The sequence below is a fragment of the Streptomyces capillispiralis genome (genome assembly GCF_007829875.1).
GTDB classification, from domain to species: Bacteria; Actinomycetota; Actinomycetes; order Streptomycetales; family Streptomycetaceae; genus Streptomyces; species Streptomyces capillispiralis.
In genome coordinates this window covers 4,061,784-4,078,816 of sequence record NZ_VIWV01000001.1, presented here as the reverse complement: position 1 = coordinate 4,078,816, position 17,033 = coordinate 4,061,784, and the positions used below count along the sequence as shown (strand labels likewise).

Here is a 17,033-nt window from a genome sequence, read left to right as displayed (position 1 = left end):
GACACCCCTGTGACCCAGACCATCGCCCCCCGCGTGCGGACCCTGGTGCTGCTGTTCCTGGCCGTCACCGGCGCGCTCCTCGCCGGGGCCGCTCCCGTCTCCGCGCACGCCGCGCTGACCGGCAGCGACCCCGGGCAGGGGGCGGTGGTCGACCGGGCCCCCACCCAGGTCTCACTCACCTTCTCCGAGCAGATCGCGGTGAGCGACGACGCGGTGCGGGTGCTCGATCCCAAGGGCAAGCGGGTCGACAAGGGCGACCCGGCCAACCCGAGCGGCACGACGTACAGCGTGCGGCTGCTCAGCGGGCTGCCCGACGGCACGTACACCGTGGCCTACCAGGTGGTGTCGGCGGACAGCCATCCCGTCGCCGGTGCCTTCACCTTCTCCATCGGCGCGCCCTCCGAGACGTCCGTCTCGGTCTCCGCGCAGACCTCCGACGACGGCCTGGTCGGCCGGCTGTACGGCCTCGGGCGGTACGTGTCGTACGCGGGCTTCGTCGTCATGGTCGGCGGGGCCGCCTTCGTGCTCGCCTGCTGGCGGCGCGGCGCCGGGGTGCGGGCGGTGCAGCGGCTCGTCGTCTCGGGATGGCTGGCGCTCACCTCGGCCACGCTCGCGCTGCTGATGCTGCGCGGTTCCTACACCCGTTCCGGGGAGATCGGCGACGTCTTCGACCTGACGCTGCTCGGCGAGGTGCTGCAGACCAAGACGGGGGCGGCGCTGGTGTCCCGGCTGCTGCTGCTCGCCGCGGCGGCATTGTTCATCGCCGTGCTGTTCGGGGCGTACGCCCGCCCGTCGGCCACGACCGCCCTGGACGACGGCGCTCCACAGGAAGCGATCGACCCTGGGGAGGACGAGGAGAAGCGGGACCTGACCTTCGGGCTGGCGATCGGCGGCACGGTCGTGGCGGCCGGGCTCGCCGCGAGCTGGGCGATGTCCGAGCACGCCTCCCAGGGACTCCAGCCGGGCATCGCGATGCCGGTGGACGTGGTGCACCTGCTGGCCGTCGCCGCCTGGCTCGGCGGGCTCACCACCCTGCTCGTCGCGCTCTACCGGGCGCCCGCCGACACCCCGGTGGACCGGGACGCCGTCCGGCGCTTCTCGCGGCTCGCCTTCGGCAGTGTGGTGACGCTCGTGGTCACCGGCGTCTACCAGAGCTGGCGGCAGCTCGGCTCCTGGTCGGCGTTCACCGACACCTGGTACGGACAGCTGCTGCTCGTCAAGATCGGGCTCATGGTGGTGCTGGTCGGGATCGCCTCCGTCTCGCGCCGGTGGACGTCCCGGCTGGCGGAGGCGGCGGAGCCGACGGCGCGCACCGAGGAGAAGCAGCCGGCGGGGGCCGCGGCGGCCCAGGCATCCGGTGCGGAGCGGAGCGCGGCGGCCGGGACCGGTACGGCGCCGGACGCGACGGACCGAGCCGCCGGGGCCGCTGTCGGCACGGGTGCGGGTGCTGCGGACGGGGACGGCGGAACCGCGCACCCCGGGACCGGGACGGGAACGGCCGGGAAGGCCGTGGGCGCGGACGCCGCGCGGGCCGCTCAGCTGGCCCGGCAGCGGGCCGCGGTGGAGACCGCCCGGCAGAAGCGGCTGCGGGACGCCGACCCCAACCGCTTCGGTCTGCGCCGCTCCGTGCTCGCCGAGGCGGGCATCGCCGTGATCCTGCTCGCCGTCACCACCGTGCTGACGCAGACCGAGCCGGGACGTACCGAGCAGGAGGCGAAGGCGGCCACCTCGTCCTCGGCGTCCGCCTCCACCGGCCAGGGCACCGGAGCGGTGACCCTGAACATGCCGTTCGACACCGGTGGTGAGAAGGGCAAGGGCGTCGTCACGATCGACCTCGACCCCGCGCGCGTGGGCGACAACGGCCTGCACCTCTATGTGGAGGGCCCGGACGGCCGTCCCCTCGACATCCCCGAGGTGAAGGTCGCCCTCACCCTCTCCGCCCAGGACATCGGGCCGCTGCCCGTCGTCCCCGATCCCGTCACCACCGGACACTGGTCGGCGAGCGGAGTGCAGATCCCCATGGCGGGCGACTGGAAGGTCGAGGTGACCGTGCGCACCTCGGACATCGACCAGGTGACCGTCTCGAAGAACGCGAAGATCGGCTGAACCCTCATGGCTGACCAGTCCCTTTCCCGAGCCCGTACCCCGGAGGCCACCGAGGCGGGGCCCGCCGCTCCTGCCACCGGGAACGGCATCTCCCGGCGACGGCTGCTCGGCACGGCCGGCGCCACCGGGCTCGTCCTCGGGGCGTCGGGCGCGGCCGTGGGATACGCCTCCGCGCCCGCCGGCGCCACTCCGCTGGCGTCGGTCGGCGAGGGCCGGGTGGAGTTTCACGTGAAACATCAGCCCGGCATCACCCAGCCCCTGCACGCCCGCGGTCATCTCATCGCCTTCGACCTCGCCCCCGGCGCCGGCCGCAAGGAGGCCGCCGCACTCCTGCGGCGTTGGTCGGACACCGCCCGGCGGCTGATGGCGGGTGAGCCGAGCGCACAGGACGACACCGGTGTGGCCCGCGACGCCGGCCCGTCCTCACTGACCCTCACCTTCGGCTTCGGTCACAGTTTCTTCGGGCGCACCGGCCTGGAGAAGCAGCGCCCGGCCGCCCTGGACCCGCTGCCCGACTTCTCCTCCGACCGGCTCGACAAGGCCCGCAGCAACGGTGACCTGTGGGTGCAGATCGGCGCCGACGACGCCCTCGTGGCCTTCCACGCCCTGCGTGCCGTGCAGAAGGACGCGGGCTCGGCGGCCCGGGTGCGCTGGCAGATGAACGGCTTCAACCGTTCACCGGGCGCCACCGCCCACCCCATGACGGCCCGCAATCTGATGGGCCAGGTCGACGGCACCCGCAACCCCAAGCCCGCCGACTCCGACTTCGACCGGCGGATCTTCGTGCCGGAGGAGGGCGAGCCCGCCTGGATGGCGAACGGCTCCTATGTCGTCGTACGCCGTATCCGGATGCTGCTGGACGACTGGGAGAAGCTGCCGGTCACGGAGCAGGAGAACGTCATCGGGCGCCGCAAGTCCGACGGGGCGCCGCTGTCCGGGGGCAGCGAGACGTCCGAGATGGACCTGGAGAAGACGGACTCCCGGGGCAACCTGGTCGTCCCCTTCAACGCCCACGCGCGGATCACCCGGCCCGACCAGAACGGCGGCGCGGCGATGCTCCGGCGGCCGTTCTCGTACCACGACGGCATCGACGCGGACGGGGCGCCGGACGCGGGTCTGCTGTTCATCTGCTGGCAGGCCGATCCCCTGCGCGGCTTCGTGCCTGTGCAGCGCAAGCTGGACCGGGGCGACGCCCTGACCCCGTTCGTCCGCCACGAGGCGAGCGGCCTCTTCGCGGTCCCGGGGGGCGCCGCCGAGGGGGAGTATGTGGGGCAGCGACTGCTGGAGGGATGAGAACTGCAGCAAGTCACCCCCGCGAGCGCACGGGGAGGCTGCCGCCACCGAGAGCCCATTAGGGTGAGGTCATGCCAGCGAGCTATGCGTATCTCGGCCCAGAGGGCACCTTCACCGAAGTCGCCCTGCGCACGCTTCCCGAGGCGGCCACCCGTGAGCTGATTCCGTACGTGTCCGTGCAGTCCGCGCTCGACGCGGTGCGCGTCGGCGAGGCCGAGGCCGCTTTCGTCCCCATCGAGAACTCGGTCGAGGGCGGCATCACCACCACCCTCGACGAGCTGGTCGCCGGCACCCCGCTGATGATCTACCGCGAGGTGCTGCTGTCCATCACCTTCGCGCTGCTCGTCCGTCCGGGCACCAAGCTGTCGGACATCAAGACGGTCACCGCCCACCCGGCCGCCCAGCCGCAGGTACGCAACTGGCTGAAGACCCACCTCCCGGATGCCGTCTGGGAGTCGGCCGCCTCGAACGCGGACGGCGCGCGACTGGTCCAGGAGGGCCGGTACGACGCCGCCTTCGCCGGTGAGTTCGCGGCCGCCCGGTACGGGCTGGAGGCCCTGGAGACGGAGATCCACGACGCGGAGAACGCCCAGACCCGCTTCGTGCTGGTGGGCCGTCCGGCCCGGCCCGCGGCACCCACCGGCGCCGACAAGACCTCCGTCGTGCTGTGGCAGCGCGACGACCACCCCGGCGGTCTGCGGGACCTGCTGGGTGAGTTCGCCACGCGGGGCATCAACCTGATGCTGCTCCAGTCCCGGCCGACGGGCGCCGGCATCGGCAACTACTGCTTCTGCGTCGACGCCGAGGGCCACATCTCCGACCGCCGGATGGCCGAGGCACTGATGGGGTTGAAGCGGATCTGCCTCCAGGTGCGTTTCCTGGGGTCGTACCCGCGGGCGGATGTGCGGCCGGAAGAGGTGCGGCCACTGTTCCCCGGGACGTCGGACGAGGAGTTCGCCGGGGCGGCGGACTGGGTGGCGCGGTGCCAGGACGGCCGGTTCTGACGGCAGCGGTGGCGCCCGGGCGGGCCGGTCCTACCTGCTGATTTTCGTTATCCACAGGAGTTATCCACAGGTCCGCTTCTCGACCTGGGGACAAGTCGACACCGAAGCCTCATTCGGTCGACAAATCGCCCCACGGGACATGATCGCATTCACCGCCCCGCACCTCACCCTTCGTCCACGCTTTTCCTTTGGTCAACCCTTTGGGGTGAGTCCTTTCCACTCAAAAGCAGGGATGAAGGGCATTTGTGCTGGGAATCCTCGACGCCACGAGCGCGTTTCGGAGTGATCAATTCCGGCATCCACAGTTCTCCCCCACACCCTGTGGATAACTTCCCCGGGGGTGTGGATACCTGTGGACAACCGAACCCCAAGTCCCGCTCCGCGCAAGGGACTCGAGTCAACCCTCAGCCCGTGAACTGACCCTTTCAAGGAACACCGTCTCATGTATTGACCTCACTGAACACAAGCCGCAATGCACCCATAACGGAACGTGAGCCGACCCCGCGCAATAGTGAGTCGTGGGCCGTCACCCCGCACCGGTAGCCTTGACCGCGTGATTGACCTTCGCCTGCTTCGTGAGGACCCCGACCGAGTGCGCGCTTCGCAGCGCGCCCGTGGAGAGGACGTCGCCCTCGTCGACGCCCTCCTGTCTGCCGACGAGCGGCGCAGGTCGTCCGGCGTCCGCTTCGACGAGCTGCGCGCCGAGCAGAAGGCGCTCGGCAAGCTCATCCCCAAGGCGGCCGGCGACGAGAAGGCCGAGCTGCTCGAGAAGGCCGGCCGGCTCGCCGCCGACGTCAAGGCGGCCGACGCCGACCGCGACGCCGCCGCCGACGAGACCCAGGACCTGCTGCTCAGGCTGAGCAACCTCGTCCACCCCGACGTGCCCGTCGGCGGCGAGGAGGACTTCGTCACCCTGGAGACGCACGGCAGCATCCGCGACTTCGACGCGGAGGGCTTCGCCCCGCGGGACCACCTGGAGCTCGGCCAGCGCCTCGGCGCCATCGACGTCGAGCGCGGCGCCAAGGTCTCCGGTTCCCGCTTCTACTTCCTGACCGGCGTCGGCGCGCTGCTCGAGCTCGCCCTGGTGAACGCCGCGATGGCGCAGGCCACGGCCGCCGGCTTCACGCCGATGCTGACCCCCGCGCTGGTGCGCCCGCAGTCGATGGCGGGCACCGGCTTCCTCGGCCAGGCGGCCCAGGACGTCTACCACCTCGACAAGGACGACCTCTACCTGGTCGGCACGTCCGAGGTGGCGCTCGCCGCGTACCACATGGACGAGATCCTCGACGCCGACCGGCTGCCGCTGCGCTACGCGGGCTTCTCCCCCTGCTTCCGCCGCGAGGCCGGCTCGCACGGCAAGGACACCCGCGGCATCTTCCGCGTGCACCAGTTCGACAAGGTCGAGATGTTCTCGTACGTCGCGCCGGAGGACTCGCAGGCGGAGCACCAGCGGCTGCTGGAGTGGGAGAAGCAGTGGCTGACCTCGCTGGAGCTGCCGTTCCGGGTGATCGACGTCGCCTCGGGCGACCTCGGTTCCTCCGCCGCGCGCAAGTACGACTGCGAGGCGTGGATCCCCACCCAGGGCAAGTACCGCGAGCTGACCTCGACCTCGGACTGCACCGAGTTCCAGTCGCGCCGGCTGTCGATCCGCGTCCGTGAGGGCAAGCAGGTGCGCCCGCTGGCCACGCTCAACGGCACCCTGTGCGCCGTACCGCGCACGATCGTCGCGATCCTGGAGAACCACCAGCAGGCCGACGGCTCGGTGCGCGTGCCGGAGGTGCTGCGTCCGTACCTGGGCGGCCGGGAGCTCCTGGAACCGGTCGCCAAGTGAGCGCGGCCTTCCCCTACCGGCTCATCGCCACCGACCTCGACGGCACGCTGCTGCGGGACGACCACTCGGTCTCCGCGCGCACCCGTGACGCGCTCGCCGCGGCCACCGCGGCGGGCGCCGCGCACATCGTCGTCACCGGCCGCGCGGTGCCCTGGACCCGCCCGATCCTCGACGACCTCGGCTACCACGGCCTCGCCGTCTGCGGCCAGGGCGCCCAGGTGTACGACGCGGGGGCGCACCGTCTGCTCACCTCGGTGACGCTGGACCGGCAGCTGGCCGGGGTGGCGCTCGCCAAGATCGAGGCCGAGGTCGGTCCGCTGCTCCTGGCGGCGAGCCGCGACGGGCTGGACGGCGAGGTGATGGTCGGTCCCGGCTACGAGGTCGTGGGCGGGCTGCCCGCGACCCCGTTCACGGACGCGTCGGACCTGTGGACGGCGCCCCTGAACAAGCTGTACATCCAGCACCCGACCCTGGCCTCCGACGAGCTCGCCGAGGCGGCCACCCGCACGGCGGGCGGTTTCGTCACGGTCACCATGGCGGGCGAGGGCATCGTCGAGCTGCTCCCCCTCGGTCTGTCCAAGGCGACGGGGCTGTCGCTGGCGGCGCGGCGGCTGGGTGTGAAGGCGGCGGAGACGATCGCCTTCGGCGACATGCCCAACGACCTCCCGATGTTCGCCTGGGCCGCGCACGGCGTCGCCATGGCCAACGCCCACCGGGAACTGCGGGCGGTGGCCGACGAGGTGACCTCCTCCAACGAGGAGGACGGGATCGCGGTCGTGCTGGAGCGGTTGCTGACGCGGCTGTCGTAGCCGCGCGCTCCGGCCGGCGCCGACGCGCCGCACCGCCCCCGGAGAGGCGGAAGCGGGGGAGGGCGGCCCACGCGCCTCACCGCGCGTGCTCGAAGCGGCCGCCCCGGGCAGCTCCCCGTGCGGGGCGGACTCCACGGAGCAGGAATCACCCCGGAGTCCGCCGCGGGCTGCCCTGAAGGGAGCTGGACGTCCTGCCGTGCAGGGGCGTCGTCCCGCTCCTCTCCCGGTCTGTGAACGCCGGACGTTCCCGGCGATGCGGACAGAACCACTCTGCCCGCCGGACGGACCGGCCGCCACCGAATAAAACCGGCGGGCGGCGCCGTGATCAGCGGCGCCGCCATCCGCGTCGGCGGGAGGTGCCGAAGAACCAGCCGACGGGAGGTTCGTCCGAGCGCCGGGGCTGCGGCTCCGGTCCCTCGCGGCGCCGGCGCTCGGCCGGCATGCGGGCCCGGGCGGACGGTTCGGCGGTCTCGGCCGCGCGGCTGACGTCCTCGTCCAGGACCGGCCCGTCCCCGCCCTCGCCGTCGTCCGTACCGCGTCGGCCGTCTTCCTCGGCCGCCATCGACGCCCTCCCGTGGGAGTCCGCCATCGACGCCCTCCCGTCGGATCGCGAGGTCCGTCCCCGTTCGCCCAGTGGGCCGCGGCCGACGTGAAGTCCCCGTCAAGAGCCCGCCGTTGTCACTCCTCCCCGGCGAGCGTCAGCGTGCGCAGCCTCTGGCCCGCGTACCAGGTGGCCAGGACGGTGACCGCCGCCAGCAGGACCGTCGCCGTCGTCAGGCCGACGTCCGAGGTGACCAGGTCGCCGCCGGAGACCTTCTGCGCCACCGCCAGCGACCACTGCTGGATGCTCAGCGTGCGCGCGCCGGGCACCAGGGAGCCGAACAGCGCCTCCCAGACCAGCGCGTAGACCAGGCCGAACACCACCGCGTGCCGCGAGACCGTGCCGAACAGCAGGAACAGCGCCGCGTACGCGATGGAGGCGACCAGCGCGGCCACGGTGTAGGCGACGGCGACCTGCTGGCCGTTGCCGTTGAGGACGAGGCCCGCGATCAGGGTGGGCACCGCGGAGAACACCATGGTGACGGCGACGGCGACGATCAGCTTGGTGAAGATGATCGTGGGCCGCTTGACCGGCTTGGACAGCAGGTACACCACCGAGCCGTCGTCGATCTCGGGACCGATCGCGCCGGTGCCCGCGATGACGCCGATGATCGGCACCATGGTGGCGAGCGCGAACCCGCCGAGGACGTCGGCCGCGGTCTGGTCGTCGGCGCCACTGAGGGCGCGTACCGCCAGGGAGATCGCGATCAGCAGCAGGGGCAGGGCGCCCAGGATGAGGGCCCGGCGGCGGCCGAGCAGGGCCCGGTAGGTGAGCCGGGCGACTGTGGGGTCGTACATCTTCGGCCTCCTACGCGGCGACGAGATACGAGAAGACGGACTCGAGGGACTCGTCGGACGGCGAGACCGTGAGCAGCCGGATGCCGTGGTCGCGGGCGACCTTGGGCAGCAGGGCCGTGAAGCGGCCGAAGTCGACGGCCTGGATGAGCAGCGCGCCCTCGGCGTGGTCGACCTCGATGCCAGATGTCGACGGGTCCGCGATGAGCGCGGCGGCGAGGGCGCGGTCGTCGCTGGAGCGCACCAGGTAGCGGTGCGGGCGGTCTGTCATCAGGCGGCGGATCCTGCGGAAGTCGCCGCTGGCGGCGTGCCGTCCGGCGACGACGACCTCGATGTGCCAGGCGAGCTGCTCGACCTCTTCGAGGATGTGGGAGGAGAAGAGCACGGTGCGGCCCTCGTCGCCCATGCGCCGCAGCAGGTCCATCAGCTGCATGCGCTGGCGCGGGTCCATGCCGTTGAAGGGCTCGTCCAGCAGGAGCAGGGTCGGCTGGTGGACCAGCGCGGACGCCATCTTGACGCGCTGCCGCATGCCCTTGGAGTAGGTGGCGATCTTGCGGTCCTGCGCGTACTCCATCTCGACCGTGGCCAGGGCCTGCTGGGCGGCCTTGGCGCCGAGGCCGTGCAGTTCGGCGTTGGCGAGGACGAACTCGCGGCCGGTGAGGAAGTCGTACATCGCCTCGCGCTCGGGGACGATGCCGATGTGCCGGTAGATGGCCTCGTTGCGCCAGACCTGCTGTCCGTCGAGGGTGACGGTGCCGGTGGAGGGGGCGAGGAAGCCGCCCATCATGTTGATGAGGGTGGACTTGCCGGCGCCGTTGGGGCCGAGCAGGCCGGTGACGCCGGGGCCGATGGTCATGGTGACGTCGTTGACGGCGACCACGTTGCCGAACCAGCGGGAGACGTGGTCGATGGAGAGAGTGCTCACGGGCGCGGCCCATTCCTTGGAAGGGTGGTGGCGGGGGACGGGTGCGTGGTCACAGGCCCACCTTCTTGTAGCGGCGCACCAGGAGGGCGTAGCTCGCGGCGATCAGGCCGAGGCTGAACAGGACGTAGACGACGCCCTCGGCGTTGCTCGGGCCGACGCCGCCCGGGAAGGCGGAGGTCGCGCCCAGGAAGGCGGACTGCACGCCGTCGATGAGGGTGATCGGCGAGAACAGGCCGATCCAGGCGATGCCGTCGCCGCTGTTCTGCACCTCCGCGATCGCCTGGAGCGTGGAGACCGCGCCGTAGGAGATGGTCAGAACGGCGATCACGGCCGCGATGCCGAAGCCGCGGCGCGGGGTGACCGACGCGATGACCAGGCCGACGCCGGCGAAGAGCAGCGAGAGCAGTGCCACGGAGACCAGCCCCTGCGCGAATCCCTTGGTCTGGTCGGAGAAGTCGAGCTTCGCCAGCAGCGCGCCGACGTACAGCACCAGCAGGGGCGCCGCGGTGAGGATGAACAGGGCGGAGGCGAGCGCCGCGAACTTGGCGCGCACGTAGTCGGCCGTCTCGATGGGCCGCGAGAAGTACAGCGGCACGGTCTTGAAGCGCAGGTCGCGCGAGACGGACTGGGGCGCCTGCGAGGCGACGTACAGGCTGATGACGGCCTGCATGACGATCGCGTAGCGGGTGTAGTCGACGGGCAGGTCCTTGGCCTTCGTCGCGACGGCGACGGCCACCATGATGGCGGCGGGCACGCACATCACCACGAACAGCAGCATGGGCAGGACCTTGGACTTCACCGAGCGGCCGAGGCCGTAGGAGCCGCGCAGGGACTGCGAGTACAGCGACAGCCTGGCGTAGGCGCGGCCGAGGCGGGGGCCGTCGTAGGAGCGGTAGCCGATGTTGTGGATACGGGTGTCACCCGATGCCGTGACCGGTGTCCGCACGGACTGCTCAGCTGCCATGGCCGACCGCCTCCTTCGGCTGCTGGTTGTTCTCTTCGCCGTCCGAGTCGTTCGTGAAGACCTCGGAGATGTGGTGCCGGCGCTGTTCCATGCGGACCAGGCCGAGGCCGAGGTCCGCGATGACGTCCCGGACCAGGTCGTAGGTCTCCTCGCCCTGTGCGGTGAGCAGCAGGATGTGTCCGGCGCCCGGCAGTCCGCTGCCGTCCTGGACGGTCACCCCGCGCGCGTGCAGCGCGTCGCGCACCGCGCGGGTGCCGTCCGGGTGCTCGTCGGTGTCGGTGACCTCGATGGCGAGGGTGGTGGTGGTCTGGGTGAAGTCGGTGGTGGAGCTGGAGCGCAGCAGCTTGCCGCCGTCGACGACGACGACGTGGTCGCAGGTGCGCTCCAGTTCGCCGAGCAGGTGCGAGGTGACCAGGACGGAGATGCCGAAGTCGGTGTAAATGCGGCGGATCAGGCCGAGCATCTCGTCGCGGCCGACCGGGTCGAGGCCGTTGGTCGGCTCGTCCAGGAAGACCAGCTGCGGGTCGTGCACCAGGGCCTGCGCGAGCTTCACGCGCTGCTTCATGCCGGTCGAGTAGCCGCCGATGGGGCGGTAGCGCTCCTCGTACAGGCCGACGTGGCGCAGGGTGTCCGCGGTGCGCTCCCGCGCGGCGGTGGGCGGCAGGCCGGACATGCGTGCCATGTGGACGACGAACTCGGTGGCCGAGACGTCCGGCGGCAGGCAGTCGTGTTCGGGCATGTAGCCGACGCGTTCGCGGATGGCGGCGCCCTTGGTGGCGACGTCGAGGCCGAGCACTTCGGCGCGGCCCTCGGTGGCGGGGGACAGACCCAGAAGGATCTTGATCAGTGTGGACTTGCCGGCTCCATTGGCTCCGACGAGTCCGGTCACACCGGGCCCGACGTCCACGGAGAGCCGGTCAAGAGCGGTCACCCTGGGGAACCGCTTGCTCAGGCTTTCGGTCACGATCACAGTCACGTCGTCGACGGTAGTGACCCGTACCACTGCGGTCGTCAGACCGGAGAGCCGTCTTGGCGTCCCCCTGGAGTCGTACGGGCCCGTAGGGGGACCGTGCCTGAGAGTTACCCACACGCCGTGGGGCGCTATTGACGAACTCTCTAACGACTGCGAGATTCGCCGGTGTGACGGGGATCGAGGGCGCGCGGGAGCGCCGGGTGCGCACGGGCGGGGTCGAGCTGTGCGTGGCCGAGCTGGGCGACCCCGGGCGGCCGACGGTCGTCCTGGTGCACGGCTACCCGGACAGCAAGGAGGTGTGGTCCGAGGTCGCGCCGCGCCTCGCCGAACGCTTCCACGTGGTGGCCTACGACGTCCGGGGCCACGGACGCTCCACGGCGCCGCGGCCGCTGCGCGGCGGGTTCACCCTGGAGAAGCTGACCGACGACTTCCTGGCCGTCGCGGACGCGGTCAGCCCGGACCGGCCGGTGCACCTGGTGGGCCACGACTGGGGCTCGGTGCAGTCCTGGGAGTTCGTCACGGTCGACCGCGCCGCGGGGCGGATCGCCTCCTTCACCTCGATGTCGGGGCCCTCGCTCGACCACCTCGGGCACTGGATCAACAGCCGCCTGAAGCGGCCGACCCCGCGCCGGGTCGGCCAGGTGCTGGGCCAGGGCGCCAAGTCCTGGTACGTGTACCTGCTGCACACGCCCGTGCTGCCCGAGCTCGCCTGGCGCGGGCCGCTGGGCAGGGTCTGGCCGCGGATCCTGGAGCGCGTCGAGAAGGTGCCCGGGGGTGACTACCCGACGCCCTCCCTGCCGTCCGACGCGGCCCACGGGGCCTGGCTCTACCGGGACAACGTGCGGCGCCGGCTGCGCAGCCCGCGCACGGACGCCTACGCGCACGCGCCCGTGCAGCTCATCGTCCCCTCGGGGGACGCGTTCCTCTCGGAGCGGCTCCACGACGGACTGGAGGCGTGGGCTCCGCGGCTGACCCGGCGGACGCTGAACGCCCAGCACTGGGTGCCGCGCACCCGCCCGGACCACCTGGTCACCTGGATCGCCGACTTCGTGACGTCCGTGGAGGCCGGGCAGCCGGAGCCGACGGCTCCGAAGCAGTACGCCGACCGCTTCGGCGGGCAGCTGGTGCTGGTCACCGGGGCGGGCGGCGGCATCGGGCGGGCCACGGCACTCGCCTTCGCCGAGACGGGCGCGCGGGTGCTGGCGGTCGACCGGGACGCGGAGGCCGCGGCCCGCACGGCCGAGGAGGCCCGTCGGCGCGGTGCGGCGGCGGCATGGGCCGAGACGGCGGACGTCTCCGACGAAGAGGCCATGGAGAAGCTCGCCGAGCGGGTCACCAGCGCGTACGGCGTGGTGGACGTCCTGGTGAACAACGCCGGTGTCGGGCTGGGCGGCTCCTTCTTCGACACCACCCCGGAGGACTGGAAGCGGGTCCTCGACGTCAACCTGTGGGGTGTGATCCACGGCTGCCGGCTCTTCGGGAGCCGGATGACCGAGCGGGGACAGGGCGGCCACATCGTCAACGTCGCCTCGGCGGCGGCGTTCCAGCCGTCCAGGGCGCTGCCCGCCTACGGCACCTCCAAGGCGGCGGTACTGATGCTGAGCGAGTGCCTGCGCGCCGAGCTGGCCGGGCAGGGGATCGGCGTGACGGCGGTCTGCCCCGGGTTCGTCAACACCGGCATCACCTCTACCGCGCGGTTCGCGGGGGCGGACGCCGAGGAGGAGCGGCGCCTGCGGAAGCGTGCGGCCCGCCTCTACGGGCTGCGCGACTATCCCCCGGAGAAGGTCGCCGCCGCGATCCTGCGGGCGGTGGCGCGCGACGAGGCGGTGGTGCCGGTCACTCCGGAGGCGCGGGCGGCGTACGCGCTGTCGCGGTGGATGCCGGGGGCGCTGCGGAGGATCGCGCGGGTGAAGCCGCCGGTGTGAGGGCCTCCGTGGAGGCGCGGTTGTCCACAGAATCTCCAATTCCGCTGTGGATAACTGCACTTGGCTGTGGATCAAACCTCCGCAGCGAAACGGATCGCGTGATACGCGTCTCTCCTGGCAGGCTGACCGGATGGACGAACGACGCACTGTGAAGGTGTCGAAGTACCTCGCCAAGCATCTGCGCCATCAGCCCGAGCGGATCGGGCTCACGCTCGACGAAGGCGGCTGGGTCGAGATCGGCACGCTGATCGCCGCGGCGTCCGCGCATGGCTTCCGGTTCACCCGGGAGGAGCTGGACCATGTGGTCGCCACCAACGACAAGCGGCGCTTCGCCGTCGAGGGCACCCGGATCCGCGCCAGCCAGGGCCACAGTGTCGAGGTGGACCTCGGACTGCCCACGGCCACCCCGCCGCCGTACCTGTACCACGGCACCGTCGCCCGCTCCCTGGACGCCATCCGTGCGGAGGGGCTGCGGCCGATGAACCGGCACGACGTGCACCTCTCCGCCGACCGCGAGACGGCGGCCCGGGTCGGTGCCCGCCGGGGCCGGCCGGTCGTGCTGTCCGTGGACGCGGCGGCCATGCACCGGGACGGCCATGTCTTCCACGTGAGTGCGAACGGCGTGTGGCTGACCCGGGCCGTGCCCAGCCGGTATCTGCGGTTCCCGGGAAGCGGCTGAACCCCCCACGCCGCCGACCAGCGCCCGAGGCCGCCGTCGCCACCCTCCGCGCGGGCGGCGCTCGTTTCACGTGAAACCCGTGGCGGCGCATAGGCTCGGTGGTATGAGCCTGCGCCTGAGCACCGTGATCCTCCCGTATCGCCGCTGGCACGAAGGCAGCCGTGCGGCATGGGTGCGCGCCGAGGAACTCGGCTTCCACACGGGATACACCTACGACCATCTGTCGTGGCGCAGTTTCCGGGACGGCCCGTGGTTCGGCGCGATGCCGACCCTGACCGCCGCGGCGGCCGTCACCGACCGGATGCGCCTGGGCACCCTCGTGACCTCGCCGAACTTCCGGCATCCGGTCACGCTCGCCAAGGAGCTCATCTCCCTGGACGACATCTCCGGCGGGCGCGTCACGCTCGGCATCGGCGCGGGCGGCACCGGCTTCGACGCCACCGCGCTCGGCCAGGAGCCGTGGACCCCGCGCGAGCGCGCCGACCGCTTCGCCGAGTTCGTACCGCTGCTGGACCGGCTGCTCACCGAGGACGCGGTGTCGTACGAGGGCGACTTCTACGCCGCGCACGAGGCGCGCAACATTCCGGGCTGTGTGCAGCGCCCCCGGCTGCCCTTCGCCGTGGCCGCCACCGGGCCGCGCGGGCTGCGGCTCGCGGCACGGCACGGGCAGGCGTGGGTGACGACGGGCGACCCGAAGCTGTACGAGAACGGCACACCCGAACAGTCGGTTCACGCCCTGCGCGGCCAGACGGAACGACTGGCCGACGCCTGCGCCGAGCTCGGCCGGGACGTCACGGAACTGGACCGGATCCTGCTCACCGGCTTCACTCCGGACCGCGGCCGCCCGCTGGAGTCCCTGGACGCCTTCGTCGACTTCGCGGGCCGTCACGCGGAGCTGGGGTTCACCGAGATCGTGATCCACTGGCCCATCCCGGACTCCGACTTCGCCGCCGACCAGAAGGTCTTCGAACGGATCGCCATGGAGGCCCCGGCACAGCTCCGGTGACCGCGCCTCCTCTCCGGCCGTCACCGAGGAGCGCGGAAGGGCGACTGTGACAGCGGTTACCACTCAGATGTGCGGACTCCCGCACGGCCGTGCAGGCATATGCGGGACAATGGCCGGGTGACCTCAGCGACCCGACAGCCCGAGACCCCGGCAGCCACCACCCCACCGCGCCTCATCGCCACCGACCTCGACGGCACCCTGCTGCGCGACGACAAGTCGGTGTCCCCGCGCACGATCGCCGCGCTGGCCGCCGCCGAGGAGGCGGGCATCGAGGTCTTCTTCGTCACCGGCCGCCCGGCCCGCTGGATGGACGTCGTCAGCGACCACGTCCACGGCCACGGCCTCGCCATCTGCGGCAACGGCGCCGCCGTGGTCGACCTGCACGGCGGCCCCGGCGCGCACCGCTTCGTCAAGGTCCGCGAGCTGGCCCGGGAGAACGCGCTCGACGCCGTACGGCTGCTGCGCGAGGCCGCACCGGGCACGGTGTACGCCGTCGAGCAGACCTTCGGCTTCAACCAGGAGCCCGCCTACCCCAAGCTGCACGTGGAGGTCCCGGACTCGCTCGCGCCCGCCGAGGACCTGCTGGCCCCGGACTCCCACACCGCCGGCGAACCGGTGCTCAAGATCCTCGCCTACCACCCCGAGCTCGACCCCGACGCCTTCCTCACCCTGGCCCGGCTCGCCATCGGCGACCGCGCCAACGTCACCCGTTCCAGCCCCAGCGCCCTGCTGGAGATCAGCGGACCCAGTGTCTCCAAGGCCAGCACCCTGGCCCTGTGCTGCGCCGAGCGCGGCATCTCGCACGAGGAGGTCGTCGCGTTCGGTGACATGCCGAACGACGTCGAGATGCTGACCTGGGCCGGCCGCTCCTACGCGATGGGCAACGCCCACCCGGACGTGGTCGCCGCCGCCTCGGGCCGCACGGTAGCCAACAACGACGACGGGGTGGCCGTGGTGATCGAGCGGCTGCTGGACGAGCGGCGCTAGGCCCCGCCCTCGCACTCCCGTCTGCCGCGCGCCGCCGTGCACGACAGGGCCCGGCCGCTCAGAGGGGCACCCCGCGCCGGGCCAGCCACGGCACCGGGTTCACCGCCGACCCCATCTCCGGCGTGACCCGCACCTCGAAGTGCAGGTGCGGGCCCGTGGAGTTCCCGCTGGTGCCGGACTGACCGATCCACTGCCCGGGCGAGACCCGCTCGCCCTGGTCGACGGCGACGGAGGCGAGGTGGGCGTACTGGGTGTAGTAGCCGCCCGCGTGCCGGAGCACGACCTCGATGCCGAAGGGCCCGCCGCAGGACACCTTCACCACCTCCCCGGTGCCCACCGCCCGCACCGGCGTCCCGATCGGCACCGCGAAGTCCTGCCCGGTGTGCCGGTTCGCCCAGCGCGCGCCCCCGCTGCCGTAGGACGCGGACAGCACGTACGTCTCCACCGGCGCCACCCAGCGGGTGGTGAAGCGCGTGTCGGGCTGGTCGAGGCGGACCGCGCCGCGGCAGGCGCCGGCCGCGACCGAGGCGTCGGCCTGGCCCTGGAGCTTCCACCGCGCCGCTTCGAGTTTCCGTTCGATGCCCCGCTTCAGGGCGGCGAGTTCCGCGTTGCGCCGCTCCAGTCGCTGCCACGCGGCCGCGGCCTCCGCCTCGTCCCGGGCGAGCCGGGCCTCGGCCCGCTCGCTCCGGTCGATCGCCTTGTCGAGCGACACCTCGGCCTGCCACACCGCGCGCTGGCCCCGCATCATCTCCTCGGGGTCGTCCGCCAGGAGCATGTGCGCCGTGAGCGGCAGCCCGCCGCCGTCCCGGTACTGGGAGCTCGCGATCCGGCCCAGGTCCTCGTGCAGGCCGGCCATCGCCCGCCGCTCGTGGTCGAGCCGCTCCTCCAGCCGCTGGGCCCTGGCCCGCTGCTGCTCGGCCTCACGCCGGCCGGCCTCGTACCGCTCGGTCGCCTCCGCCGCCTCCTCGTACAGCCGCGCCACCTGTCCGCCGGCACCGGACGGGGAGCCGTGGCCGGGGGCGTGGGGGCCGTCGCCGTCGGCGGGCCGGGCGGCCAGCACGGCGAGCGCGCACAGCAGCACGGCGGCGAGCAGCGGATGGCGGCGGATGAAGCGCATGACTGCGATCCTGGCCCCC

General features: G+C 72.3%; 15 protein-coding genes. 9 read left to right on the top strand and 6 right to left on the bottom strand.

Translation table 11 applies throughout. The features are described from left to right. Positions 1–9 precede the first annotated feature (9 nt). The 5 genes from FHX78_RS17445 (at position 10) to FHX78_RS17425 (ending at position 7,043) form a co-directional block, all read left to right on the top strand. Positions 10–2,106 (top strand): copper resistance CopC/CopD family protein, encoded by a 2,097-nt coding sequence (locus tag FHX78_RS17445; RefSeq protein WP_145868373.1) that lies wholly within the window; start codon positions 10–12, stop codon positions 2,104–2,106. Positions 2,107–2,112: 6 nt separating this feature from the next. Further along, positions 2,113–3,399 carry an iron uptake transporter deferrochelatase/peroxidase subunit gene (gene efeB / locus FHX78_RS17440; RefSeq protein WP_145868372.1) on the top strand — a complete coding sequence of 429 codons (1,287 nt, stop codon included), beginning with the start codon at positions 2,113–2,115 and terminating at the stop codon, positions 3,397–3,399. 71 nt (positions 3,400–3,470) lie between these two features. Then, the gene (pheA, locus tag FHX78_RS17435; RefSeq protein WP_145868371.1) at positions 3,471–4,403 is read left to right on the top strand and encodes a prephenate dehydratase; all 933 of its coding nucleotides are present in this window, start codon (positions 3,471–3,473) and stop codon (positions 4,401–4,403) included. A gap of 553 nt (positions 4,404–4,956) precedes the next feature. After that, a complete protein-coding gene (gene serS, locus FHX78_RS17430; RefSeq protein WP_145868370.1) occupies positions 4,957–6,234 on the top strand; it encodes a serine--tRNA ligase in 1,278 nt (425 codons plus the stop codon). Next, complete coding sequence (locus FHX78_RS17425) at positions 6,231–7,043, top strand: HAD family hydrolase (RefSeq protein ID WP_145868369.1); 813 nt, start codon at positions 6,231–6,233, stop codon at positions 7,041–7,043. The genes serS and FHX78_RS17425 overlap by 4 nt, the downstream gene beginning before the upstream one ends. Before the next feature lie 325 nt (positions 7,044–7,368). Here FHX78_RS17425 and FHX78_RS17420 read toward each other — a convergent pair whose 3' ends face one another. The 5 genes from FHX78_RS17420 to FHX78_RS17400 all read right to left on the bottom strand — a co-directional run bounded on the left by FHX78_RS17420 (position 7,369) and on the right by FHX78_RS17400 (position 11,342). After that, positions 7,369–7,605 (bottom strand): SGM_3592 family protein, encoded by a 237-nt coding sequence (locus FHX78_RS17420; RefSeq protein ID WP_145872037.1) that lies wholly within the window; start codon positions 7,603–7,605, stop codon positions 7,369–7,371. A gap of 116 nt (positions 7,606–7,721) precedes the next feature. After that, positions 7,722–8,441: an ABC transporter permease subunit gene (locus FHX78_RS17415; protein WP_145868368.1), complete on the bottom strand. Its 720-nt coding sequence runs from the start codon at positions 8,439–8,441 to the stop codon at positions 7,722–7,724. Between the two features lie 10 nt (positions 8,442–8,451). Then, the gene (locus FHX78_RS17410) at positions 8,452–9,363 is read right to left on the bottom strand and encodes an ABC transporter ATP-binding protein (protein WP_145868367.1); all 912 of its coding nucleotides are present in this window, start codon (positions 9,361–9,363) and stop codon (positions 8,452–8,454) included. A 49-nt stretch (positions 9,364–9,412) separates the two neighbouring features. Next, a complete protein-coding gene (locus tag FHX78_RS17405; RefSeq protein ID WP_145868366.1) occupies positions 9,413–10,327 on the bottom strand; it encodes an ABC-2 transporter permease in 915 nt (304 codons plus the stop codon). Beyond that, a complete protein-coding gene (locus FHX78_RS17400; protein WP_145872036.1) occupies positions 10,317–11,342 on the bottom strand; it encodes an ABC transporter ATP-binding protein in 1,026 nt (341 codons plus the stop codon). The genes FHX78_RS17405 and FHX78_RS17400 overlap by 11 nt, the downstream gene beginning before the upstream one ends. Before the next feature lie 125 nt (positions 11,343–11,467). Between FHX78_RS17400 and FHX78_RS17395 the strand changes: the two genes are divergently transcribed. From FHX78_RS17395 to FHX78_RS17380, 4 genes are all read left to right on the top strand, one after another. Continuing rightward, positions 11,468–13,225, top strand: coding sequence for an SDR family oxidoreductase (locus FHX78_RS17395; RefSeq protein WP_145868365.1), 1,758 nt, complete (start codon positions 11,468–11,470; stop codon positions 13,223–13,225). Positions 13,226–13,355: 130 nt separating this feature from the next. Continuing rightward, positions 13,356–13,904 carry an RNA 2'-phosphotransferase gene (locus FHX78_RS17390; protein WP_145868364.1) on the top strand — a complete coding sequence of 183 codons (549 nt, stop codon included), beginning with the start codon at positions 13,356–13,358 and terminating at the stop codon, positions 13,902–13,904. Positions 13,905–14,007: 103 nt separating this feature from the next. Then, positions 14,008–14,910 carry an LLM class flavin-dependent oxidoreductase gene (locus FHX78_RS17385; RefSeq protein ID WP_145868363.1) on the top strand — a complete coding sequence of 301 codons (903 nt, stop codon included), beginning with the start codon at positions 14,008–14,010 and terminating at the stop codon, positions 14,908–14,910. Between the two features lie 99 nt (positions 14,911–15,009). After that, entirely contained in the window at positions 15,010–15,897 is an 888-nt protein-coding gene (locus FHX78_RS17380; RefSeq protein WP_167531783.1) for an HAD-IIB family hydrolase, read from the top strand. Between the two features lie 58 nt (positions 15,898–15,955). Here FHX78_RS17380 and FHX78_RS17375 read toward each other — a convergent pair whose 3' ends face one another. Next, positions 15,956–17,014 carry a M23 family metallopeptidase gene (locus FHX78_RS17375; RefSeq protein ID WP_145868361.1) on the bottom strand — a complete coding sequence of 353 codons (1,059 nt, stop codon included), beginning with the start codon at positions 17,012–17,014 and terminating at the stop codon, positions 15,956–15,958. Positions 17,015–17,033: the final 19 nt, after the last annotated feature.